Below are 22937 nucleotides of genomic sequence, written 5' to 3'. Positions count from 1 at the left end.
GCGAACCCGTGCCCGGGGAGGCGCTCAGCAGCCCTTGCCGCCCTGGCGGCGCCACGGCCCGGTGATCGCCAGCATGATGCCGGGCGTCTGGATGTTCGCGAACAGCGTGCGGCCGTCGGGGGAGAAGGTCACGCCGGTGAACTCGCTGTACTCCGGCTCCTGTTCGGTGCCGATGTTGAGCTGGTTGCGGGCCAGCGGATAGGTGCGGCCGTCCTCCAGCGCACCGAACAGGTGCTGCACGCCGTTGCCGTCCTCGGCCAGGATCAGGCCGCCGTACGGGGAGACGGTGATGTTGTCGGGCCCGTCGAACGCGCCCTCCTTCTCCGGCTCGGCGTTGACGCCCAGCAGCACCTTCAGCGTCATGGTGCGCCGCGAGGCGTCGTAGAACCACACCGCGCCGTCGTGCTGCACCGGGCTCTCCTCGCGTGCGAACGACGACACCACGTACGCGCCGCCGTCCGCCCACCACATGCCCTCCAGCTTGCGGGCGCGGGTCACCTGGCCCTCGGTGAACTGCTTGCGCACCGAGGTCTGCCGGGCGTCGCGGTCCGGCACGTCGACCCAGTCCACGCCGTAGACCGTGCCGATGCGGGTGGCGCGGGACAGGTCGTCGACGTAGCGGCCGCCGGAGTCGAAGCAGCGGAACGCCTGCAACGCGCCCGCGGTGTCGCCGAGCGTCGCCAGCCGGCCGCGGCCGTGGCGGAAGCCCTGCGGCGGGGTCCAGCGGTAGAGCAGGCCGTTGGGGCCCGACGCGTCCTCGGTGAGGTACAGGTGGCCGCGCTTGGGATCGACCACGACCGCCTCATGCGCGTAACGGCCCAGCGCCTTCAGCGGCTTGGGGTCGCGGTTGGCGCGGCGGTCGTGCGGGTCGACCTCGAAGACGTAGCCGTGGTCCTTGGTCATGCCGTTGACGCCGGCCTTGTCCTCGGTCTCCTCGCAGGTCAGCCAGGTGCCCCAAGGAGTCGCGCCGCCCGCGCAGTTGGTGGATGTGCCGGCGATGCCGACCCACTCGGCGACCGGCTCGTGACCGGGCCGCCCGCCGCCGCCGTTCCCGTGGCCCCGTCCGGCGTCCTTCCCGCTGCCGTCCGCGCCGTCGTTCCAGTGCCGCGGCACCTCGACCACGGTGCAGCCGCCGGACGCCGCGGGGTCGTAGACCAGCCCGGACGCCAGCGGGACGGGGTATGCCCACTTCGACCGCGGGCCGCCCAGCTCGTGGTTGTTGACCAGCAGGGTCGCGCCGCGCTCGCCGGCGAACGCGGCGGTGCCGTCGTGGTTGGACGGGGTGGACTCACCGGAGTCCAAGGTGGTCTCGCCGCTGCGGGTGACCACCCGGTAGGAGAAGCCGGCCGGCAGCGCGAGCAGCCCGGCCGGGTCGTCCACCAGCGGGCCGTAGCCGGGCTCGGTGCGGCCGGGGCCGTCATGGCCGCCGTGGCCGTCCTGGCCCTGGTGACCGCCGCGGCCGTCGGCGGCCAGCGCGCCGGGCGCGGTGGCCAGGACGTCGACGGCGCCGGTCAGCGCGATGCCGGCGCCGGTGATCGCGGAACGCTGGACGAAGTCTCTGCGGGTGAGCGGCACGGTGCTCTCCTTCTGTCGCGCGGGGGCTTCCGGCGGGCTACGCTCCCGCTCCCCGGCCAACGTCCGGTGAACGGTGCGGAACCCGCCGGGGGACAGCCCCCTATCGCGCCAAGAATTCGTAAAGCCCGTACCAAGTACGCGTCTCGCGGGCCCCAGGAGGCGCACCAGCCTCGCGGTGCGTCGCACAGCCCCGAGAGCAGCGCCCCGAGAGCCGCGCAGCGCCCCGAGAGCCGCAGGGCCTCGCGGGCCGCCGCGTTCCGCCCCCCGCCCCGCACGCCCCTTGCCGGGCCGGGGTCCCGCGTCAGCTCGGGGCGCCGCTGCGCGAGCGGGCCTTGAACGCCGCCTTGCGGGCCTCCTTCGCCGCCTTGCGGTCCGGGTGCAGCCGGCCCATCGCCTCCAGGACCTCCGCGGTCGCCGGGTGGTCCACCCGCCACGCCTGGTCGAAGAACCCGTCGTGCCGGGCCACCAGGTCGCGGACCAGTTCGGCCAGCAGCTCCGGGTCATCGCCCGAGGCGAGCTGCGCCGCCAGCGTGTCCACGGTCAGCCAGAACACCATCGCCTGGTCGGGCGCCGGCACGTCCGCCGCGCCGCGCTCGGTCAGCCACACCCGGGCGAGCCCGCCCAACTGCCGGTCGTCCAGCACCTCGCGCACCGCGGGCTCCGCCTCGGCGCCCAGCAGCGCCAGCGACTGCTGCGCGATCAGCCGCCGCTGCGGCGCCGGTTCGTCGTCACCGCGCGAGGCGGCCAGCAACTCCCGCGCCGCGTCGCCCGGTTGGCGCCTGCCCAGCCACAACTGCGCCTCCTCGCGCGCCGCCTGCTCCGGATACTCGGTCAGCGACGCCAGCAGCTCGGCGGCCGGGCGCGCGGCCAGCTCGCCCACCGCGGGGGCGGACGCGCCCGCGTCGTTGAGGCGTTCGCGCATCCCGTGCAGGCCGAGCGGGGTCAGCTTCACCATGCCGTACCGGGAGATCTCCTCCGGGTCCAGGTCCTCCAGGTCGGCCGCCGCGGCGTCCGGCTCGCCGTCCTCCTCGATCAGCGTCTCGTCCACCGGCTGGTAGTCCAGCAGACCGGTCGGCGTGAGCAGCCGGAAGTGGCCGTCCAGCCGCATCATGACCTCGGTGACCTCTTCGAGCACCGCGTCGCTCGGCTGCTCCATCTCCTCCGGCACCACCAGCGAGGCGGCCAGCACCGGCAGCGGCACCGCGCCGCCCTGCGGCCGCTGCGCGTCCGGAACGGCGGCGTCCATCGCGGTCAGCGCGTAGAGGTTGACCAGCGCGGAGTCCAGGAACTCCGCCTCCTCCTCCGGGTCCCACGCGGTGTCCTCCAGCGGCGGGCGCTCGTCCCCGGCGACGCCGCGGCGCGCCCGGGCGCCGCGGCCGGCCCGCGCCGCGCCGTCCGCCGCCGCGCCGTCGGAGTCCTCCGCGGCGTCCCGGCCGACCGGCTCCGGGTCCGCCGGCTCGTCGCCGGCCGCCCCGCGCAGCGACTCCAGGTCCAGCGCGGCGGCCTCGGCGAGCGCCGATTCGGTCGCGGACAGCCACAGGTCCAGGATCTCGTCCGCGTCACCCTTCTCCACCTGCACGAACGTCTCGCCCGGCACGGCCCGCCCGGCCGGCTCCCCGGTCCCGGTGCTCTCCACCGCGCCCTCGTCGACGTCGACCGTCAGCAGCCCGGTGTCCACGGCGACGCCCCAGGCCAGCGCGGTGTCGGCCAGTCCGCCCTCCTCGTCGGCGAGCCCCAACTCGGCCGCCGCCGCCGCGAGATCGGCTTCCGTGAGTTCCCCCATGGCGTCGACGTCGCGATACGGCGCGGCCCACCGGGTGAGCCGCAACGCGCGGTCGAGCAGCGGCGCGGCCAGGGCGAGCCGGGCCAGGTCGTCCGCGGGCAGCAGCCGGACAGGCGGCAGGACGAGGGGACTTGCGGACATCGGGAGGGCTCCCATTCAGCATCTCATCGGGATATGTCGACCCGCGCCACGGCGCGTCCGCCCGGCGCCGGGGCATGAGGGAGCCCGCGGCGCCGCGAGGACGTGCGCGCGGCACTGCGCGTCATCGCTCAGCGTATTGCCTGCACGGCCCCGGGCGACCGCTACCGGACACAGAACGCCTCTCCGGGAGTACCCCCCGTAGCCACCGCCCAAGCCGGGCGTGCGGTACGAGTTCCGAACGACCCCGGACGCGCGCCGGGCGTACGCCCGCGGTCAGTTGTGGCTGTGCAGCGCCGCGTTGAGTCCGCCCCAGGAGCCGGTGCGCTGCAGCACCTCCACGGTGCCGGTGGTGGAGTTGCGGCGGAAGAGCAGGTTGTGGGCGCCGGACAGCTCCAGCGCCTTGACGATCCGGCCGTCCGGCAGCGTGACCCGGGTGCCCGCGGTGACGTAGAGGCCGGCCTCGACCACGCAGTCGTCGCCCAGCGCGATGCCCAGACCCGACTCCGCGCCCAGCAGGCAGCGCTCGCCCACCGAGACGGTCTGCGTGCCGCCGCCGGACAGCGTGCCCATGATCGACGCGCCGCCGCCGACGTCGGAGCCGTCGCCGATCACCACGCCCTGCGAGATGCGGCCCTCGATCATCGACGTGCCGAGCGTGCCGGCGTTGAAGTTGCAGAAGCCCTCGTGCATGACCGTGGTGCCGGACGCCAGGTGCGCGCCGAGCCGGACCCGGTCCGCGTCGGCGATGCGAACGCCGGAGGGCGCCACGTAGTCGGTCATCCGCGGGAACTTGTCGACGCCGTACACCGCCAGGTGCAGACCCTCGGCGCGCGCGGCCAGCCGGGTCTGCTCCAGCCGCGGCACCGCGACCGGGCCGAGCGAGGTCCACGCCACGTTCGCCAGCAGCCCGAAGATCCCTTCGAGGTTCTGCGCGTTGGGCCGGACCAGGCGGTGGCTGAGCAGGTGCAGCCGCAGGTAGACGTCGTGGGTGTCGAGCGGCTTGTCGTCGGTGGAGCCGATCACCGTGCGGACGGCGACCACCTCGACGCCGCGGCGCGGGTCCTGCCCCAGCGCGCGCGGCGCCGCCTCCCCCAGTTCCTGGGCGGCCTGCTCCGCGGTCAGCCGTACGGTCCCCGCGGGTCCGGGCTCCTCGGTGAGGCGGGGGAGGGGTACCAGGTGTCGAGGACGGTGCCGTCCTCCGCGATCGTGGCGAGGCCGGCGCCGATGGCGCCCGTGGCGCGGGTCTGTGTCATACGGCAACGCTAGCGGCTGCCGGCGGCCGTGCGCGCCTCGACCCGAACCGCCAGGTCCGCGGGGTCCGCGCCGGTGGGCACGCCCCCTTGTCCTCGCGCCCGCCCGAGCGAGCCCGCCCGTATGCGCCCGCCCGTACGCGCCCGCCCGAGCGCGCCCCTGCCCGTCTCCGCGCGCCCGCCCCGGCTAGTGCGGCCAGATCGGCGGCGTCGTGCAGAACGCGCCGCCGACGTTGTCGTGCGCCGGGTTGCCGGGTTCCAGCTCGCCCTGCTCGGCGATCAGCCGCGCGGCGAACGGCTCGGAGTCGTCCTGCGGCTCGTAGCCCAGCGCCCGCGCGGTGGACAGGTCCCACCACAGCCGGGTGTTGGCGGAGGAGCCGTAGACGACGGTGTGGCCGGTGACGTCCGCGGTGAGCGCCGCGTGGAAGAGGCGGGCGCCGTCCGCGGGGCTGAGCCACATCGACAGCATCCGCACCGTGGTGGGCTCGGGGAAGCAGGAGCCGAGCCGGACCGAGACGGTGTCGATGCCGTGCAGGTCCGCGTAGAGCTGTGCGAGGTCCTCGCCGAAGCACTTGGACAGGCCGTAGAAGGTGTCGGGGCGGCGCGGCGCGGTGACCGGGATCAGCGGGTCGTCGCCGCGCGGGCGCGGGGTGAAGCCGATCGCGTGGTTGCTGGAGGCGAAGACCACGCGGCGCACGCCCTCCTCGCGGACCGCCTCGTAGAGGTGGTGGGCGCCCTCGATGTTGGCGCGCAGGATCTTCTCGAACGAGGACTCCAGCGAGATGCCCGCCAGGTGCAGCACCGCGTCGACGCCGCGCACCGCCTCGCGCAGCGCGGCCCGGTCGGCGAGGTCCGCGGTGATCACCTGCGCGCCGCCGGTGTCGCCCGGGACCGGCTGGACGTCGAACAGCCGCAGGTCGTAGCCGTACGGTGGCAGCAGCTCGCGCATCAGGGTGCCGACTCCGCCTGCGGCGCCGGTGAGCAGGACGGTACGGGCAGCGGGCATCGCGGGGCCTCCTCGGGAGCGGACGACGCCGTCGAGTATATCCGTGGATGTGATTCATGTACGTGGACGAATGGCGGGTCGTGGCAGGGGTGCGGCGGGCCTCGGGGCGCCCCGGGTGTCGGCCGGTCACCGGCTTGACCGGCGGAGGCGGCCTCGCCTAGCGTGGCAGCGTTCACGAATATGGATATGAATCAGAAGTGCGCACACCCTCAGGGGGGACCGATGACCTCACCCGCATCCGCGCTCGCCGGGCGCCTCGACGGCCTGCTGTTCTTCCCGGTGACCGCCTTCGGTCCGGACGGCGCCCTCGACCTCGACGCCTTCCGCACCCATGTGCGCGCGGGCGTGGAGGCCGGCGCGGCGGCCGTCTTCGCCTGCTGCGGCACGGGTGAGTTCCACGCGCTGACCCCCGAGGAGTTCCGCGCGTGCGTCGCCGCCGCGGTCGAGGAGGCCGCCGGCCGGGCCCCCGTCGTGGCCGGCGCCGGATACGGCACCGCGCTCGCCCTCCAGTACGCGGCGCTCGCCGAACGGGCCGGCGCGGACGGCCTGTTGGCGATGCCGCCGTACCTCGTCACCGCCGACCAGGACGGCCTGCTGCGGCACTACACCGCCCTCGCCGCCGGCACCGGCCTGGACGTGATCGTCTACCAGCGCGACAACGCGGTCTTCACCCCGGAGACCGTCGTCGCCCTCGCCGCGATCCCCAACGTCATCGGCCTGAAGGACGGTTACGGCGACCTGGACCTCATGCAGCGGATCATCAGCGCGGTGCGCACCGCCCGGCCCGGCGAGGACTTCCTGTACTTCAACGGCCTGCCCACCGCCGAGCTCACCGGCCTGGCCTACCGCGGCATCGGCGTCACCCTCTACTCCTCGGCGGTCTACGCCTTCTCGCCCGAGATCGCCCTCGCCTTCCACCGCGCCCTGACCACCGGCGACGACGCGGTGGTGGACCGGCTGCTCGACGGCTTCTACCGGCCGCTGGTGGATTTGCGCAACAAGGGCCGCGGCTACGCCGTCTCGCTGGTCAAGGCCGGGGTGCGGCTGCGCGGCACCGATGTCGGCGAGGTGCGCCCGCCGCTGTCGGAGCCGTCGCCCGCCCACGTCAAGGAGCTCGCCGAGCTGATCGAGCGCGGACTCGCGCTGCTCGGCGAGAACTGACGGCGGGCACGGGACGCCGCCGGTGATGAGAGCCTCCGCCTTCGTCTACCCCTGGGACGTGGTGGGCGACCCCGCCGCGCCCGAGCGCATCGCCGCGCTCGGCGTCGCGCAGGTCACCCTCGCCGCCGCCTACCACTCCACCCGCGCGCTGACCCCGCGCCACCCGCGGCACCGGGTGGTCACCGCCGAGCACGCCGCGGTGCTCTACCCGACCGACGAACACCGCTGGCGGGACCGGGAGTTGCGGCCCTACGCCGCCGGCGCCTGGGCGCCCGGCGACGCCTGGGGCGAGGCCGCCGCCGCGCTGCGCGCCGCCGGACTCGACGTGCACACCTGGGTGGTGCTCGCGCACAACTCCCGCATGGGCCGCGACCGTCCGGACACCAGCGTGGTCAACGCCTACGGCGACCGCTACCCCTGGGCGCCGTGCATCGCCCAACCGGCCGTCCGCGCCTACCTGGTGGAGCTGGCCGCCGAAGCCGCGACCCGGCCCGGCGCGTCCGGCACGGAGCTGGAATCCCTCGGCTGGTACGGCCTGGCGCACCTGCACGCCCACGACAAGATCGGCGGGGTGCCGCTCGGCGACGCGGAGCAGTACCTGATGTCGCTGTGCTTCTGCCCGCACTGCAGGGCCGGTTACGCGGACCGCGGCGTGGACGGCGAACGGCTCGCCGCGGCGGTGCGGCGGGGGCTCGCACCGCACTGGGCGGGACGCGGCACTGCTCCCGGCGCCGTCCTCGACGCACCCGTCGGCGCCGCGCTGCTCGGCGACGCCGACCTGGCCGCCGCGGTGCTGGACTGGCGGACGCGGCAGGCGCGTTCGCTCCAGGAGGCGGTGGTGGCAGCGGTGCGCGCGGCGGCGGAGCCCGGCTTCCAGGTGCTGATGCACGCCGACCCGGCGCCGTACCGCTGCGGCGCGAACGCCGGGGTGGACGCCGCGCACATCCTCGGCGTGGCCGACGGGCTGGTGCTGCCGTGCACCGGGGACGCGGCGGCGCGCGAGGCGGTGCTCGGCCCGGCCGCCCGGCACGCGCGCCGGCACACCGTGCTGGCGGCGAACTTCACCGTCGTGCGCGGCATGGGCGGCAGCCCGGCCACGCTCGCCGCCGACGCCGCGCACGCCGCGTCGCTCGGCGCCACCGAACTGCGCCTCTACCACGCGGGGTTGGCCGCCGAGGCGGACCTGGCCCTGGTGCGGGAGGCGCTCGCCGGGCTGTGAACCCGCGGGCGGCGCGCCGGGGTTGGTGCCCGGAGCGCGGCGATCATGGGGGTACCGCCGCGCTCCGGAGTCGCACCCGCCGTCGGGCGGGGGGTCGTGCATACCCAAGTCGCCACCGGGGCGCAGGAGGTTGCCGTGATGACGGGAATATTTCCGGGAGGTCACACCCGGGGTCCAGACCCGTGACGCCACGGATTGCCACTGATCCGTCACAGTCGGCCGCGGAGCGCCGCGGACCCGGGCCCGGAGGGTCGGCCGCGCCGGGCGGTCAGTAGTGGCCGGACAGGGACGAGTCGCCGGCCGGGCCGCTCGCCGCCACCGTGTACGTGTCGCCGGACGCGTCGCGCCCGCCGCCGTCGTGCTGGAACTGCCCGGCGAAGGTGTAGGTGCCCGGCGCGAGGGTCTGCCCGGCGTTCAACGCCCAGCGGTAGACCAGGACATCGCCCTCGACGGTGGTCGAGACGTTGGTCTGCCCGGACACCGAGTCGTACGAGCCGGTGGTTTCCACCCCCGGCGTCCTGGCGATCCGCAGCTCGATCGTCAGCGAGGTCAGCGGGCGGTCGCAGGTCAGCGTGATGTCGCTCTGCGTCCAGTAGTCGTTGCTGCTGCCGTCCACCGCGGCCGTCGCGGCGACGCCGTTGCTCTGCGCCTTCGCGCCGCCCGGCTGCGGCGTGCGCTGTCCGCCCTGGCCGGCGCCGGTGCCGGTACCCGTGTCGGCGCCGCTTCCGGTCGGGGTGGCCGACGGTCCGGACCCGCCGCTCGCGGGCGCTCCCGAGGGGCCGCCGGTCGGCGTGCCCCGGTGCGTGTCGGCGCCGGTGCGGCCGGCCGGCGGAGCGGGGGTCCGGCTCGCGCCGCTGCCCGAACCCGCCGAGCCGCGGGGGGAGTCGGCGGTCGGCGGCGGGGCGGACGGGCTCACGCCGCCGGGCGCCGCGGTGGTCGGGGCCGGCGAGGCGTCACCGGTGACGGCGCCCACGGCGAGTCCGCCGAGGCCGACCGCGGCGGCGACCGCCGCGGTCACCGCCGCCACCCGCACCCACGGCGCGGGCGGGCGCTCCCGGCCCGGCCCGACGTCCGACCCCGCCGCGGCGCCGCCCACCGGCGCGGCGGCCCCGCCGTCCGGCGCGGCCATCGCCTCCTCCACCCGGGCCAGGATGCGCGCGCGGTCCGGCCGGTGCGCGTCGGCCGCCTCGCGCAGCCGCTCCGGCAGTTCGGCCATCACACTCCCCGTCCGGTACGAGTACGGGCCCGCGGTTCGCGCGCGGGCGCGCCGAGGAGCCGGGCCGGGGCGGCCGTGTCCGGGGCGCCGGCGTCTCCCCGGGCGTCCGGGCGCGGCGCCCCCGGAACCGTATCGGCCACGGTGGACCGCGGTGCGAGCAGCCGTTCGAGTTCGGCCACCGCACGCGACGTCTGGCTCTTCACCGTACCCACCGAGATGCCGAGCGCGGCAGCGGTGTCGCGTTCCGACAGGTCGAAGGCGTGCCGCAGCACCACGCAGGCGCGCTTGCGGAACGGCAGGCGCTGCAGCGCCTCGCGCACGTCGAGGACCGCGGGCACGTCCGGGTCGTCCACGCGGTCGCTGCGCTGTGACCAGAACTGTGCGATCCGGCGGCGCTCGCGCACGGCGCTGCGGATGCGGGAGCGGGCGAGGTTGGCGACCACGCCGCGCGCGTAGGCGGCCGGGTGGTCGGCGTCCCGCACCCGGTCCCAGCGCCGCCACACCGCCACCAGCGCGTCCGCCGCGAGGTCGTCGGCGGCGTCCGCGTCGCCGGTCAACAGGGCGGCCAGCCGCGCGAGTTCGGCGTAGTGGCGTTCGAAGAAGGCGTGGAACGCGGCGGCGTCGCCCGCCCCCTCACCGGCTTCCCCCACGGTCACCTCTCCCCGTCGACCCCGTCGACCCCGCCCAGCGCGGCGGAGAGCGTAGCGCCCCCTCCGGCCGCCACGCCATAACCCGGACACGGCGGTCTCCGGCGTGCGAGCCGGCCGCCGCCGGTGTGCGGGGCCGGGCCGGCGTGTGTTTGGATCACCGGCATGGGATCACCGGCATGACCGACTGGTCGCGGCTCCGGCACGCGTACGGCACGGCGGAGGACCTCCCCGCGCTGCTCGACGCGGCCGGCGCGCATCCGCGGGCCCCCGAGTGGGACGACCTGTGGTCGAGGGTGTGCCACCAGGGCACCGTGTACACCGCGAGCTACGCGGCGCTGCCCGCGCTCACCGCGATCGCCCGCGGCCGGCCGCCCGCGGACCGGTCGATGCCGCTGGTCCTGGCCGGGGCGATCCTCGCGAGCACCGACCGGCCGCACGGCCACGACGACCCCCGCGCGACGTACGCGGCCGAGATCACCGAGCTGCGCGCCCTCACCGAACAGGCCCTGAGCGTCCCGGCGCGTGACGCCGACGCCTATGTCCACCTCCTGCAGACGCTGCTCGCCCTGGACGGCGTCGAGGTCTGGGCCCAGCAGCTCGACCGGCTGAACGACGGGGAGTACGTGGTCGCGTGCCCCGCGTGCGCGGCGGAGAACTTCGTGGCGTTCGGCCGGTACGGCTGCTTCACCACGACCGACAGCATGTACATGCGCGACAGCGCCGCTCCGAAGCTCCCGCTGATCCCCGCGGTCCCCGACGCCCTGAGCGCCCCGGCCCGCTCCCTGCACGCCCGGGCCCTCGCCGACGGCCATCCCGAGATCGCCACGGCCCTGACCTACGCCTTCGGCCACGCCCGATGCGCGGAGTGCGAAGCCGGCTTCAGCGTCGAAGCGGCCGTCACCGCCGCCCACACCGACCGGTGACCGCGGCCGCTCACGTCACAGGCGCGTCGTCGGGGTGCCACGGCGCGCCGAGCACCCCGCCCGGCCGCAGCACCCGCGCGATCTCACGTCGAGCACGGCGTCCCCGCCATGCCACCGACCCTACGCGCCCGCGCCCAACCCCTACAGCCGTCGCGTCGCCAGCAGCAGCCGGTCCCTCGCGTCGAACAGCGTGTCCTTGATCATCTGCTCGTGCCCGGGAGTGAGCCGCGCCACCGGCACCGAGCAGCTCACCGCGTCCCGCGCCGGCGTGCGGTAGGGGATGGCGACGCCGAAGCAGCGCAGTCCCAGCGTGTTCTCCTCGCGGTCCACCGCGTAGCCCTGCTCGCGGATCTGCGCCAGCTCCTCGATCAGCTTCTCGCGGTCGGTGTGGGTGTGCTCGGTCAGCGGCTCCAGCGTCTCCGGGAGCATCTTGCGCACCTGCTCGTCGCTGTACGTGGCCAGCAGCGCCTTGCCGAGCGAGGTGGAGTGCGCCGGCAGCCGGCGGCCGACCCGGGTGAACGGGCGCAGGTAGTGCTGCGACTGGCGGGTGGCGAGGTAGACGACGTTGGTGCCGTCCAGCCGGGCCAGGTGGATGGTCTCGCTGGTGTCGTCGGAGAGCCGGTCCAGCGTGGGCCGCGCGGCGGCCACCACCTCGTCCCCGTCGATGTACGAGGTGCCGACCAGCAGCGCGCGCACGCCGATGCCGTACCGCGTGCCGGTCGCGTCGGTCTCGACCCAGCCCAGCTCCACGAGCGTGCGCAGCAGCATGTACAGGCTGGACTTGGGGTAGCCGACCGACTCCTGGACCGCGGCCAGGCTGTGCATGCCGGGGCTGTTCGCGAAGAACTCCAGCAGTTCCACCGTGCGGACCGCGGACTTGACCTGGGAACCGGCTCCCTCGGCAGCAGCCATCGCGCAAGACCCCTCTTGTTCGGCCGGGAGGCGTGGACGTAGGCTCCCGGCATAGATTCACATCCGAAGACGCCGTTCAGTATATCGAACCACTGGCTGGAACAACCTGAAACGACGGCGGCTCCGCGGCCCAGGGTAGGACCGACGGCACGGATGCGCGGTACGGATTGACGGCACGGACACATGGAGGTTCATCCGGTGGCAACAGCAGTCTGGAGCGCCGACCCCCGCACCGGGAAGCGCCGGGAGGAGGGCGGCCCGGTCGCCGTCGAGGCCACCGCCGCGGACGTCGACGCCGCGGTGCGCGCCGCCGCGACCGCGCTGCCCGCGCTCGCCGACCGCAGCGTACGCTCCCGGCTGCTGCGCGGCGCGGCCGGGCTGCTGGAGGAGTCCGCGGCCGAGGTGGTCGCCGCGGCCGACGCCGAGACCGCGCTCGGCGTGCCCCGGCTGACCGGCGAACTGGCCCGCACCGCCTACCAGTTGCGGACCTTCGCCGACGTGGTCGACGAGGGCGCGTACCTCGACGTGATCATCGACCACGCCGACCCCGACGCGACCCCGATCCCGCGCCCCGACCTGCGCCGCTGGAAGGTCCCGCTGGGCGTCGTCGCGGTCTACGCGGCCAGCAACTTCCCGCTCGCCTTCTCCGTGCCCGGCGGCGACACCGCGAGCGCGCTCGCCGCCGGCTGCCCGGTGGTGGTCAAGGCGCACCCGGACCACCCCGCCACCTCCGAGCTGTGCGCCGCCCTGCTGCGCCGCGCCGCCGTGGAGGCCGGGCTGCCCGCCGACACGGTCGTGCTGGTGCACGGCTTCGAGGCGGGCGTCGAGCTGGTCAGGCACCCGCTGGTGGCCGCGGCCGGATTCACCGGCTCCGTGCCCGGCGGCCGGGCGCTGTTCGACGCCGCCGCGGCCCGGCCCCGGCCCATCCCCTTCCACGGCGAGCTGGGCAGCCTCAACCCCGTCGTGGTCACCCCGGCCGCCGCGGCCGAGCGCCCGGAGGCCATCGGCGCGGGCCTGGCCCGGTCGTTCACGCTGGGCGTCGGCCAGTTCTGCACCAAGCCCGGCCTGGTCCTCGCGCCCGCGGGCCCGGACGGCGACCGGCTGCTCGCCGCGCTGACCGAGGCCGCCTCGGCCGCCCCGGCGGGCGTGCTGCTCGACGGCCGGATGCGCGACAACTTCCTGCGGGGCGCGGCGGCGCGGGCGGCGCTGCCGGGCGTCACCAGCCCGGTCGGCGCGGGCGACGCGAGCGGGGCGGAGGAGCCCGGCGGGACCGATGCCCGTACGGCCGGCGGCGCGGACACCGCGGGGAGCGCGGGCGCGGCGGGCGGTGCAGGCGCGGCCGGCGGTGCGGACGCGGCGGGCGGTTCCGACAAGGCCGGTGCCGCGCCCGCGGTCCGGCCCGGCTACGTCGTCGCCCAGGCCCGCGACCTGACCGAGCCCGGCGCGTACGACCTGCTGCTGGAGGAGTGCTTCGGCCCGCTGACCGTCGTGGTCCGCTACGGCGACGCCGCCGAGCTGGCCGCGGTCCTCGACCGGCTGCCCGGCAGCCTCACCGCGACCGCCCACCTCGGCGCGCGCGAGGCCGAGCAGGACGGCGGACCGGCCGCGGCCCTGCTCGCCCGGCTGACCGCGCTGGCCGGCCGGGTGCTGATCAACGGCTGGCCGACCGGCGTCGCGGTGACCGCCGCCCAGCACCACGGCGGCCCCTACCCGGCGACCACCTCGACCTCAACCTCGGTCGGCGCGACGGCCGTCGAGCGGTGGCTGCGCCCGGTGGCGTACCAGGACACCCCCGCCGCGCTGCTCCCGCCCGAGCTGCGCGACGGCAACCCGCTGGGCATCCCGAGCAGGGTCGACGGCCGCCTCGTCCCGGCGGCGCCGGCTTCCTAGCGTCCTGGCGCCGCCCCCGCGGGACGCCGGCCGGGGCGGCCCCGGGCTGTCGGGGAGCCCCCGGGGACGTCCGGCGGCTACCCGTCCTCGTCCTCCAGGCAGGCCCGCAGCACCGGCACGTGCCCGCGCTCGGGGTCCCTCACCGCGGTCAGCAGCGTGACCGGGCCCTTCGCCGCGAGGTCGCGCAGGCGCCGCAGCGGCTCGTCCAGCTCGGGCTCGGCCAGCTCCGCGCGGTAGCGGCGGACGAACTCCGCGTACTCGTCCGGGTGCGCGTGGTACCACGCGCGCAGCTCGCCGCTGGGCGTCAGGTCCTTCGCCCACTCGTCGACGGCCGCGCGGTCCTTGGCCAGCCCGCGCGGCCACAGCCGGTCCACGAGCACCCGCACGCCGTCCGCCGGCTCCGGCTCCTCGTACACCCGCCGCACCCGGAACGCTGGGGACGCTGGGGACGCTGCCATGACGACCTCCTGCCGCGCTGATACGGGCCCGCGCCGGCCCGTGCCTTCCCCCTCCAGCTTCCCGCGGCCGGCGCGCGGACGCCCGGCGGCGGGCCGTAGCGGCGGACCGGCCCGGGTGGGGGCGCGGGACCGGGGCTCGTAGAGTGCGGTGCATGGCTGAAGCAGAGGTGCTGCACGTCACGGGACGGGTGCTGGCCGGGCCCGGCGAGGCGGACGTGCACGACGAGTTGTGGGTGGTCGGCGGGCGGGTCACGTACACGCGGCCGGCCGCCGCGCCCGACGCCACGCTGACCGGGTGGACGCTGCCGGGGCTGGTGGACGCGCACTGCCACGTGGGCCTGGACGCGCACGGCGCGGTGGACGCCGGCACCGCGGAGAAGCAGGCGCTCGCCGACCGGGACGCCGGCACCCTGCTGGCCCGCGACGCCGGCTCGCCCAGCGACACCCGCTGGATCGACGACCGCGCCGACCTGCCGAAGATCATCAGGGCCTGGCACATCGCCCGCACCCGCCGCTACATCCGCAACTACGCGCACGAGATCGAGCCCGGCGACCTGGCCGCCTACGTGCGCCGCGAGGCGCGTCGCGGCGACGGCTGGGTCAAGCTGGTCGGCGACTGGATCGACCGGGAGGTCGGCGACCTCACCGCGTGCTGGCCCGCGGACGCCCTCGCCGAGGCCATCGCCGCCGCGCACGAGGAGGGCGCCCGGGTCACCGCGCACTGTTTCGCCGAGGACTCGCTCGCCGACCTGGTGAACGCCGGCATCGACTGCGTCGAGCACGCCACCGGGCTGACCGCGGACACCGTCCCGCTCTTCGCCGAGCGCGGCGTCGCCATCGTGCCGACGCTCGTCAACATCGCCACCTTCCCCTCCCTCGCGGCCGGCGGCGACGCCAAGTACCCGCGCTGGGCGGACCACTTGCGCCGGCTGCACGCCCGCCGCCACGCCACCGTCCGCGACGCATACGACGCCGGCATCCCGGTCTACGCGGGCACCGACGCCGGCGGCGGCCTCGCGCACGGCCTGATCGCCGCGGAGGTCGAGGAACTGGTGCGGGCCGGACTCCCGGCCACGGCCGCCCTGTCGGCCGCCACCTGGGGAGCCAGGCAGTGGCTCGGCCGGGAGGGGCTCACCGAGGGCGCCCCCGCCGACCTGGTCGTCTACGACGCCGATCCCCGCGAGGACGTGCGGGTGCTGGCCGCGCCGCGGCGGATCGTGCTGCGCGGCCGGGTGGTCGGCTGAGCCGGGTGGTCGGGTGAGCCGGGTGGTCGGCTGATTCGGGTGGTCGGGTGGTCGGCTGAGTCGCGGGACGGCTGAGCCGGCCCCGTCCCGGCCGGCCGGGACGCTACCGCCGCGCGCGGGCGATCACATAGGCGTGCGGCGACGGCTCGTCGCCCTGCGCGGCGCGCTCCATGGTGGCCTCCACGTCGAAGCCCGCCGCCGCGAGCAGCGCTGCGATCCGCCCGGGGCGCAGCCGGCGGAACGCGAGGGCGACCGGGCGGCCGTCGGCGGCGGTCCGCTCGTGCCGCCTGGGCTCGTCCCCGACCTGGAAGCCGAGCAGCAGCACCCCGCCGGCGGCCAGCACCCGGCGGAACCCGGCCAGCACGTCCGGCAGCCGCTCCGCGGGGATGTGGATGAGCGAGTAGAACGCGACGAGTCCGGCCAGCGAGCCGTCCGCGGCGCCGAGCGCGGTCATCGACCCGACCTCGTAGCGCACGTGCGGGTGCGCGGCGCGGGCCAGCTCCACCATGCGCGGCGACAGGTCGACGCCGCTGATGTCCAGCCCGCGCGCGTGCAGATACGCGGTGACGCGGCCGGGGCCCGACCCGGCCTCCAGCACCCGGCCGCCGGGACCGACGAGTTCGGCGAAGGCGTCGAGCATCGCGCGCGCCAGCACGGCGCCCTCCAGCTCGGCCTTGAACCGCTCGGCGTACTCGTCGGCGATGGTGTCGTAGAAGGCGCGCGCGTCGGTGAGGAAGCCGGGTTCTGTCATACCGGCCGAGCGTAGGGGCGGGGTACGACAGCGGGGCCGCGCCTGGCGCGGCCCCGGCGGTCAGCCGACGTATCCGGTGTCGACGTACTGGTTCGCGTCGAGCATGCCCCAGGAGCCCTCGTTGACCAGCTTGCTCGTCACCGCGTGGATGGACGGCGTCTGGAACAGCGGCAGGTAGTTGGCCAGCGCCCACAACTGGCGGTCGGCCTGGTTGTACAGCGCCCGCGCCTTGGCCGGGTCGGTCTGCTCCGCGGCCTGCCGCATGGTCGCGTCGAGCTGGTCCGTGCCGATCTCCCCGTAGTTCTCGAAGACATTCGTCCCGACCGGTTTCTGGTAGTCGGGAATGGACTGCGAGGCATAGACCTGGTCGACCTCGCGGAAAACGGTCAGGTCGTATTTGCCGTCGTTCACGTACTTCTCGAAGAAATCGTTCGCGGGCACCGTCTGGATTTCCACGTCCACCCCGATCTGTCCCAGCATGCTCTTCACCAGCTGCGCCCGCTGGGAGGAGGTCGGGCTTCCGCTGGAGATGACGTAGGAGAGCTTCAGCTCGCGGCCCCTGGCGTCGGTGCGCGGCTTGCCCGCGCCGTGGTCCCGCCAGCCCGCCTGGTCCAGCAGCCGCTTCGCCGCCGCCAGGTCGTAGGTGCCGTAGCCGCCGGAGTCGTCCTGGTAGCCGGCCTGGTTCGGCATGTAGAAGTGGCTGTTCAGCACCGGCGGGGTGAACGGCAGCCCGGAACCGGCCACCTTGGCCAGCGCCTTGCGGTCCACCGCGTGCTGCAGCGCCTGCCGCAGCCGCTGGTCGGCCAGCAGCCCCTGGTTGCTGAAGGACATGATCGTCTGGTCCCACCGCGAGCCCACCCGGATGTCGGTGCCGGGGGCCTTGGACAGCGACTTGTACTCGTCGGGCGTGCCCGCGCCGGTGACGTCGATCTCGTGGTTGAGGAAGGCGTCGGTGTCCGCGTCACCGCTCAGCGCCCTGGCCACCAGCTTGTCCAGCTTCGGCTTGACGCCCCAGTACCCGGTCCAGGGCACCAGGGTGACCGTCTGCGTGGTCTTGTCGGTCGCGCCGAAGGTCCACGGGCCGCCGGTGATCGGCACCTTGGCCTGCCAGCCCTTGTTGAACTTCGCCGGGGTGTCCGCCGCGGCCGCCGGCAGCAGCGGATCGAACAGCTGCTGCCAGGAGCCGAAGGGCCGCGCGAAGGTGACCACGACCTGGTGGTCGTCGGCGCCCCTGCGCACGTCGGAGATCTGGTCGTAGCCGCTCGACGAGGTGATCAGGTACGCCGGGTCGGAGCCGTTCAGGTCCTGCCACTGCCGGCGGAAGTCTCTCCAGCTCAAGGGAGTTCCGTCCGACCACGCCGCCTTGGGGTTGAGCGTGTACGTCACCTCCTGGCGCGGCGAGGTCGCCGTGACCTTCGCGTCGGCGAGCACGTCGGGGTCGGTGTGCGGGACGCCGGAGGCGTCGGTCCTGAACAGGTCCGGCAGCGTCAGCGACGCCAGCCACGAGCCGTCCCCCTGCGCGCCGTCCACCTGGTACGGGTTGTACTGGTCGATCCACTGCTGGATGCCGACGGTCTCGGTGCCGCCCTGCTTGACCCGGTCCCGCGCGGTGGCCGCGATGCCCGAGGAGCCGGCGGCCGGCGCGGCCGAACCGCCCGGGTGCGGGGCGCCGGAGTGCTTGCCGCCGGAACCGCAGCCGGCGACCACCAGGCCCAACGCGACGACGACGGCGAACAGGGCGGTGTGGCGCCCCCGTTGATGTCCCACTGACTCTCCCGGTTGCTGGGCCGCCCCGTGTCCGGGGCACGCGGAACCGCGGCGCACCGCCCGATCTGGGCCGCGCCGCGGAAAGAGGCCGGCTCACCGTAGGCACCACCGGCCCCAGCTGTATAGCCGGAGCGGGTTATTTAATATCGCGTTCATACTGCCGAGACAATGGCACGTCAACCGTCCCCGGGGCTCTCGGAATTGCCCGGCACCTGCTACGTTTCCGCTGCACCGGCCGGTGCGAAAGAAATGAAGGGGGGCGCGATGCTGGCGTACGCCGGGCGGCGGCTGGGCTACTACGCCGTGCTGCTGGTCGTCGCGACCTTCCTGTCGTATCTGCTCGCGGCGGCGGCCCTCGCCCCGCGCGGTTATTTCGAGGCGAAGCACCCGCGTCCCGCGGCCGCCTCGGTCGACCGCGAACTGACCCACCTGGGCATCAACGACCGCACCCCGCTGCCGGACCGGTTCGGGCACTGGGCCGGGCACGCGGTGCGCGGGGACCTCGGCAGGACCATCGACGACACGCCCGTGAACGACGAGTTCGGCCGCCGGATCGGGGTGAGCCTGCGGCTGCTGCTGGTCGGCACGCTGGTGGGCACCGCCGCCGGCATCCTGGTCGGCGCGTGGGGCGCGGTCCGCCAGTACCGCGCCTCGGACCGTGTCGTCACGGTGCTGTCGTTCGTGGTGCTCTCCATGCCGACCTTCCTGATCGCCGTGCTGCTGAAGATCGGCGCGATCAAACTCAACTCCCTGCTGGGATACGACCTGTTGCAGTTCACCGGCCAGTCCACGCCGGACATGAGCGGCGGCTTCCTCGCCCATGTGCGGGACGACGCCGTGCACTTGGTGCTGCCGACGCTGGCGATCGCGCTCGGGACCGTCGCCGCGTACAGCCGCTACCAGCGCAGCACCATGCTCGACGTGCTCGGCGCGGACTACGTGCGGGCGGCGATGGCGCGCGGACTCACCCGCCGCCGGGCGCTGTTCAAACACGGACTGCGGGTGGCGCTGGTGCCGATGTCGACGTTCTTCGCCTACGGCTTCCTCGGACTGTTCACCGGTGCGACGTTCACCGAGGAGATCTTCGGATGGCACGGGATGGGCGAGTGGTTCATCGACTCGATCAACCGCAGCGACGTCAACTCGGTGGTGGCGGTGAACATCTTCACGGCCGTGCTGGTGCTGCTGTCCGGGCTGCTCGCCGACGTGCTGCACGCCGCCCTCGACCCGCGGGTGCGGCAGTCGTGACCGCGCCGCCGCGCACCGCGGCAGGACAGGACCGCACCGGCGGCGAGGACCCCGCCGGCGGGGAGCGCCGCGGCGCGGGCCGGGGGCAGGGCGGCGCCGGCCGGGCCCGCGTGGTGCTGCGCCGCTTCCTGGCCAACCGCGGCGCGGCGGCCGGCGCCGCGGTGATCGTGGCGCTGTTCGTGCTGGCCTTCGCCGGACCGCACCTGACGCACTGGTCCTACGCGTCGGTGGACTACGAGTCGATCCGGTCCGCGCCCGGCGGCAGCCACTGGTGGGGCACCAACGCGATCGGCCAGGACGTCTTCGCCCAGACCGTGCGCGGACTGCAGAAGTCGCTGCTGATCGGGCTGCTGGTGGCGCTGTTCTCGACGGTGGCCGCCTCGCTGGTCGGCGCCTGCGCCGGCTACTTCGGCGGCTGGACCGACCGGGTGCTGATGTTCGTCGTCGACCTGCTGCTGGTCTTCCCCGGCTTCCTGATCATCGCGATCGTCTCGCCGCGGCTGAAGTCGGCCGGCTGGATCGCCTTCGTCGGGCTGCTGGCGCTGTTCGGCTGGATGATCACCGCCCGGGTGGTCCGCTCGATGACGCTGTCGCTGCGCGACCGCGACTTCGTGCGCGCCGCGCGCTTCATGGGGCTGCACCCGTTCCGGGTGATCCTGCGCCACATCCTGCCGAACGTCGCGTCGTTCCTGATCATCGACGCCACCATCCAGGTCGGCGGCGCGGTGATGAGCGAGACCGGGCTGTCGTACTTCGGCTTCGGGGTGCAGCCGCCGGACGTCTCGCTGGGCACGCTGATCGCCGACGGCACGCCCTCCGCGCTGACCTACCCGTGGATGTTCTTCTTCGCCGCCGGACTGCTGGTGGTCTTCGTGCTGGCGGTCAACCTGGTCGGCGACGGGCTGCGCGACGCGCTGGACCCCACCTCCGACCGGGCCAGGCGGCGCGGCGAGCGGCGGGCGCGACGGCGGGACCGGCGAGGCCGTCGGGACCGGCTCGGACGTCAGGGCCGGCAGGCGTTGCGGGCGCGGGCGGGGGATCAGGACCCGGTGCGCGAGCCGCGGCCGACCGCGGAAGGGAAGGGACCATGAGCGGGGCGCAGCCGGACCAGCCGGACCAGCCGGACCAGGCGAACCAGGTGGACCAGGCGAACCAGGTGGACCAGGCGGACCAGCGGGACCAGGCGGTTCGGCCGGACCGTCCGGGCCGTCCGGGCCAACCGGTTCGTCCGGTTCATCCGGGCCGTCCGGGCCGTGCCGACCTCGCGGACGGGACGGTGCTGCGGGTGCGCGACCTGCGGGTGGAGTTCGGCGCGCCCGGCGCCCGGCGCGGCGGCGCGGTGCCGGCCGTGCGCGGCGTGGACCTCGACCTGGCGCGCGGCGAAGTGCTGGGCCTGGTCGGCGAGTCGGGCGCCGGCAAGTCGGTGACCGCCCTGGCGCTCACCGGGCTGCTCGGCGCCGACGCCCGCGTCACCGGCTCGGTCCTGCTCGGCGGCACGCAGGTGGTCGGCGCTTCCGACGGCGCGATGGCCCGGCTGCGCGGCAGCCGGGTGGCGATGGTCTTCCAGGACCCGCTGTCCGCCTTCACCCCGGTGTACCGGATCGGCGACCAGATCGCCGAGACCGTACGGGCGCACCGCGACGTCTCCCGCCGGCAGGCCCGCGAGCGCGCGGTCGAACTCCTCGACCTGGTCGGCATCCCCGAGCCGCGGCTGCGCGCGCAGGCGTACCCGCACGAGTTCTCCGGCGGCATGCGGCAGCGGGCGATGATCGCCGCGGCCATCGCCAACGACCCCGACCTCATCCTCGCCGACGAGCCCACCACCGCGCTGGACGTGACCATCCAGGCCCAGGTCCTCGACGTGCTGCGCACCGCCCGCCGTGAGACCGGCGCGGCACTGCTGCTGGTCAGCCACGACCTCGGTGTGGTGGCCGGCTTCGCGGACCGCGTCGCGGTGATGTACGCGGGGCGGGTGGTGGAGACCGCGCCGGTCGACGAGCTGTTCGCGCGGCCGCGGATGCCGTACACGCTGGGGCTGATCGGCGCGGTGCCGCGGCTCGACGCGGCGGGCGACGGCGCGCCCCTGGTGCCCGTGCCCGGCGCCCCGCCGCCGATGTCCGCGCTGCCGGGCGGCTGCCCCTTCGCGCCGCGCTGCCCGCTGGCCCACGAGGACTGCCGGTCCGCCGAGCCGGTCCTGCTCCCGCTTCCGGCGGCCGCCCCCGCCGCTCCCGCAGCCTCGGCCGCGGCCGTCCCCGCGCCCGCTGAGCCGCACCGGCCGGGGGAGCGTACCGGCCCCGGCACGGGCGCCGACGGCCGGCCCGCCGCGGGCCCGGGGGCGTATCCCCACCTCGTGGCCTGCGCGCGGGCGGGGGAGACGGACGGGCTCGCGCCCCGGGACGTCTTCCCGGTGCCCGAGGCGGCGGCCCCGGCCGTCGCCGCGCGACCGCGCGGGGAGCGCGAGCAGATCCTGCGCGTCCAGGGGCTGGTGCGCACCTTCGCACCGGCCGGGCGCGGGCTGCTGCGGCGCGGGCTGCTGCGGCGTGGGGGCGGCACGGTGTACGCGGTGGACGGCGTGGACCTGGACATCCGCGAGGGCGAGACGCTCGGCCTGGTCGGTGAGTCGGGGTCGGGCAAGAGCACCACGCTGTTCGAGCTGTTCCGCGACGGCGAGCCCGAAGAGGGCGAGGTGACGGTGCTCGGCGAGTCGGTGGGCGGCGCCGGCCGGCCGACCGGTCGCGCCGCCCGCGCCGCGCGCGGCCGGGTGCAGATCGTCTTCCAGGACCCGGCCGCCAGCCTCGACCCGCGGATGACGATCGGCGACATCGTCGCCGAGCCGATGCGCGCCCACGGCATGCCGCGCGAGCGCATCGCGGCGCGGGTGCCCGAACTGCTGCGCCAGGTCGGCCTGGAGGCCGCGCACGCGGAGCGCTTCCCGCACGAGTTCTCCGGCGGCCAGCGCCAGCGCATCGGCATCGCGCGGGCGGTCTCCACCTCGCCGCGGCTCGTCGTGCTGGACGAGCCGGTGTCCGCGCTGGACGTGTCGGTGCAGGCCGGCGTGCTCAACCTGCTCCAGCGGCTGAAGGCCGAACTGGGCCTGGCCTACCTGTTCGTCTCGCACGACCTGTCGGTGGTGCGGCACGTCGCGGACCGGGTGAGCGTGATGTACCTGGGCCGCGTCGTCGAAGCGGGCGGCGTGGACGCGGTGTTCGGCCGCCCCCGGCACCCGTACACCCGGGCTCTGCTGTCCGCCGTCCCGGTTCCCGACCCGGCGCGGGAGCGGTCCCGGGAGCGGATCCTGCTCGCGGGCGACCCGCCGAGCCCGACCCGGCGGCACACCGGCTGCCGCTTCCGCGCCCGTTGCCCGGTCCACGCGGTGCTGGACGAGGGGCGGCGGGCCCGGTGCGCCGCGGAGGAGCCCGCCGCCACCGCGCACGGCCCCGACCACGTGGCCGCCTGCCACTGGCCGGACGCCCCGGCGGGCTGACCGCGCGGGTCCGCGGGCGCGGGTACGCCTGGCGTACCGGGCTCGCACCCCCGCCGCGCCGGCCGAGATGTCCGGTGCGGGGGCGACTGCGGACACCACGAAAGGGGTCGCGACAAGGGCTCGTTGGGAACGGGTGTACGCCGTCGTTCGAAAACACGCGCGGAAACCACGCTTACGGGTGAACTAGCGCCGTGTAGCCGCTCATTCACCCACAGTGCGTAAATCATGGCCGGGTCCGAGTCTCCGGCGGCTGTCCCCA

17 protein-coding genes and 1 pseudogene are annotated in these 22937 nt (G+C 75.3%); 8 read left to right on the top strand and 10 right to left on the bottom strand.

What is annotated here, in order from left to right:
* Positions 1–24: 24 nt before the first annotated feature.
* The 4 genes and pseudogenes from VSR01_RS07515 to VSR01_RS07500 all read right to left on the bottom strand — a co-directional run bounded on the left by VSR01_RS07515 (position 25) and on the right by VSR01_RS07500 (position 5755).
* Positions 25–1575 (bottom strand): alkaline phosphatase PhoX, encoded by a 1551-nt coding sequence (locus VSR01_RS07515; protein ID WP_326448485.1) that lies wholly within the window; start codon positions 1573–1575, stop codon positions 25–27.
* 301 nt (positions 1576–1876) lie between these two features.
* Positions 1877–3499 carry a hypothetical protein gene (locus VSR01_RS07510; RefSeq protein ID WP_326448484.1) on the bottom strand — a complete coding sequence of 541 codons (1623 nt, stop codon included), beginning with the start codon at positions 3497–3499 and terminating at the stop codon, positions 1877–1879.
* 273 nt (positions 3500–3772) lie between these two features.
* Positions 3773–4752: pseudogene (gene dapD / locus VSR01_RS07505) on the bottom strand (2,3,4,5-tetrahydropyridine-2,6-dicarboxylate N-succinyltransferase).
* A 184-nt stretch (positions 4753–4936) separates the two neighbouring features.
* Positions 4937–5755 (bottom strand): NAD-dependent epimerase/dehydratase family protein, encoded by an 819-nt coding sequence (locus VSR01_RS07500; protein WP_326448483.1) that lies wholly within the window; start codon positions 5753–5755, stop codon positions 4937–4939.
* Between the two features lie 222 nt (positions 5756–5977).
* Here VSR01_RS07500 and VSR01_RS07495 point away from each other — a divergent pair, with 222 nt between their 5' ends.
* Positions 5978–6916: a 5-dehydro-4-deoxyglucarate dehydratase gene (locus VSR01_RS07495; RefSeq protein ID WP_326448482.1), complete on the top strand. Its 939-nt coding sequence runs from the start codon at positions 5978–5980 to the stop codon at positions 6914–6916.
* 25 nt (positions 6917–6941) lie between these two features.
* On the top strand, positions 6942–8135 hold the full coding sequence (locus tag VSR01_RS07490) for a hypothetical protein (protein WP_326448481.1): 1194 nt from the start codon (positions 6942–6944) through the stop codon (positions 8133–8135).
* Positions 8136–8403: 268 nt separating this feature from the next.
* Here the strand turns inward: VSR01_RS07490 and VSR01_RS07485 are convergent, their stop codons facing one another.
* Positions 8404–9351, bottom strand: coding sequence for a hypothetical protein (locus VSR01_RS07485; RefSeq protein ID WP_326448480.1), 948 nt, complete (start codon positions 9349–9351; stop codon positions 8404–8406).
* Positions 9351–10001 (bottom strand): SigE family RNA polymerase sigma factor, encoded by a 651-nt coding sequence (locus tag VSR01_RS07480; protein WP_326448479.1) that lies wholly within the window; start codon positions 9999–10001, stop codon positions 9351–9353. The genes VSR01_RS07485 and VSR01_RS07480 overlap by 1 nt, the downstream gene beginning before the upstream one ends.
* 176 nt (positions 10002–10177) lie before the next feature.
* Here VSR01_RS07480 and VSR01_RS07475 point away from each other — a divergent pair, with 176 nt between their 5' ends.
* Positions 10178–10924: a hypothetical protein gene (locus VSR01_RS07475; RefSeq protein ID WP_326448478.1), complete on the top strand. Its 747-nt coding sequence runs from the start codon at positions 10178–10180 to the stop codon at positions 10922–10924.
* A 141-nt stretch (positions 10925–11065) separates the two neighbouring features.
* Here VSR01_RS07475 and VSR01_RS07470 read toward each other — a convergent pair whose 3' ends face one another.
* Entirely contained in the window at positions 11066–11836 is a 771-nt protein-coding gene (locus VSR01_RS07470) for an IclR family transcriptional regulator (RefSeq protein ID WP_326448477.1), read from the bottom strand.
* A gap of 198 nt (positions 11837–12034) precedes the next feature.
* On the opposite strand from VSR01_RS07470, the gene VSR01_RS07465 reads away from it, so the two are divergent.
* Complete coding sequence (locus VSR01_RS07465; protein ID WP_326448476.1) at positions 12035–13726, top strand: aldehyde dehydrogenase family protein; 1692 nt, start codon at positions 12035–12037, stop codon at positions 13724–13726.
* A 77-nt stretch (positions 13727–13803) separates the two neighbouring features.
* On the opposite strand, the gene VSR01_RS07460 is transcribed toward VSR01_RS07465, so the two are convergent.
* Positions 13804–14184, bottom strand: a complete 381-nt coding sequence (locus VSR01_RS07460) for a DUF488 domain-containing protein (protein WP_326448475.1) — start codon at positions 14182–14184, stop codon at positions 13804–13806.
* A 152-nt stretch (positions 14185–14336) separates the two neighbouring features.
* On the opposite strand from VSR01_RS07460, the gene VSR01_RS07455 reads away from it, so the two are divergent.
* Positions 14337–15428 (top strand): amidohydrolase family protein, encoded by a 1092-nt coding sequence (locus VSR01_RS07455; protein ID WP_326448474.1) that lies wholly within the window; start codon positions 14337–14339, stop codon positions 15426–15428.
* Between the two features lie 103 nt (positions 15429–15531).
* Here VSR01_RS07455 and VSR01_RS07450 read toward each other — a convergent pair whose 3' ends face one another.
* Together VSR01_RS07450 and VSR01_RS07445 are read right to left on the bottom strand one after the other, a co-directional pair.
* Entirely contained in the window at positions 15532–16179 is a 648-nt protein-coding gene (locus VSR01_RS07450) for a class I SAM-dependent DNA methyltransferase (RefSeq protein WP_326448473.1), read from the bottom strand.
* A gap of 60 nt (positions 16180–16239) precedes the next feature.
* A complete protein-coding gene (locus VSR01_RS07445) occupies positions 16240–17946 on the bottom strand; it encodes an ABC transporter family substrate-binding protein (RefSeq protein WP_326448472.1) in 1707 nt (568 codons plus the stop codon).
* A 264-nt stretch (positions 17947–18210) separates the two neighbouring features.
* Here VSR01_RS07445 and VSR01_RS07440 point away from each other — a divergent pair, with 264 nt between their 5' ends.
* The 3 genes from VSR01_RS07440 to VSR01_RS07430 all read left to right on the top strand — a co-directional run bounded on the left by VSR01_RS07440 (position 18211) and on the right by VSR01_RS07430 (position 22678).
* Positions 18211–19194: an ABC transporter permease gene (locus VSR01_RS07440; RefSeq protein ID WP_326448471.1), complete on the top strand. Its 984-nt coding sequence runs from the start codon at positions 18211–18213 to the stop codon at positions 19192–19194.
* A 110-nt stretch (positions 19195–19304) separates the two neighbouring features.
* Entirely contained in the window at positions 19305–20285 is a 981-nt protein-coding gene (locus VSR01_RS07435; RefSeq protein WP_326453540.1) for an ABC transporter permease, read from the top strand.
* Positions 20282–22678, top strand: coding sequence for a dipeptide ABC transporter ATP-binding protein (locus VSR01_RS07430; protein WP_326448470.1), 2397 nt, complete (start codon positions 20282–20284; stop codon positions 22676–22678). Before VSR01_RS07435 ends, VSR01_RS07430 begins: the two co-directional genes overlap by 4 nt.
* Positions 22679–22937 lie beyond the last annotated feature (259 nt).

This window comes from Actinacidiphila sp. DG2A-62, from assembly GCF_035825295.1.
In the GTDB taxonomy this organism is placed as follows: Bacteria; Actinomycetota; Actinomycetes; order Streptomycetales; family Streptomycetaceae; genus Actinacidiphila.
The sequence above is the reverse complement of the archived record's forward strand: the minus strand, read 5'-3'. Positions and strand labels throughout refer to the sequence as shown.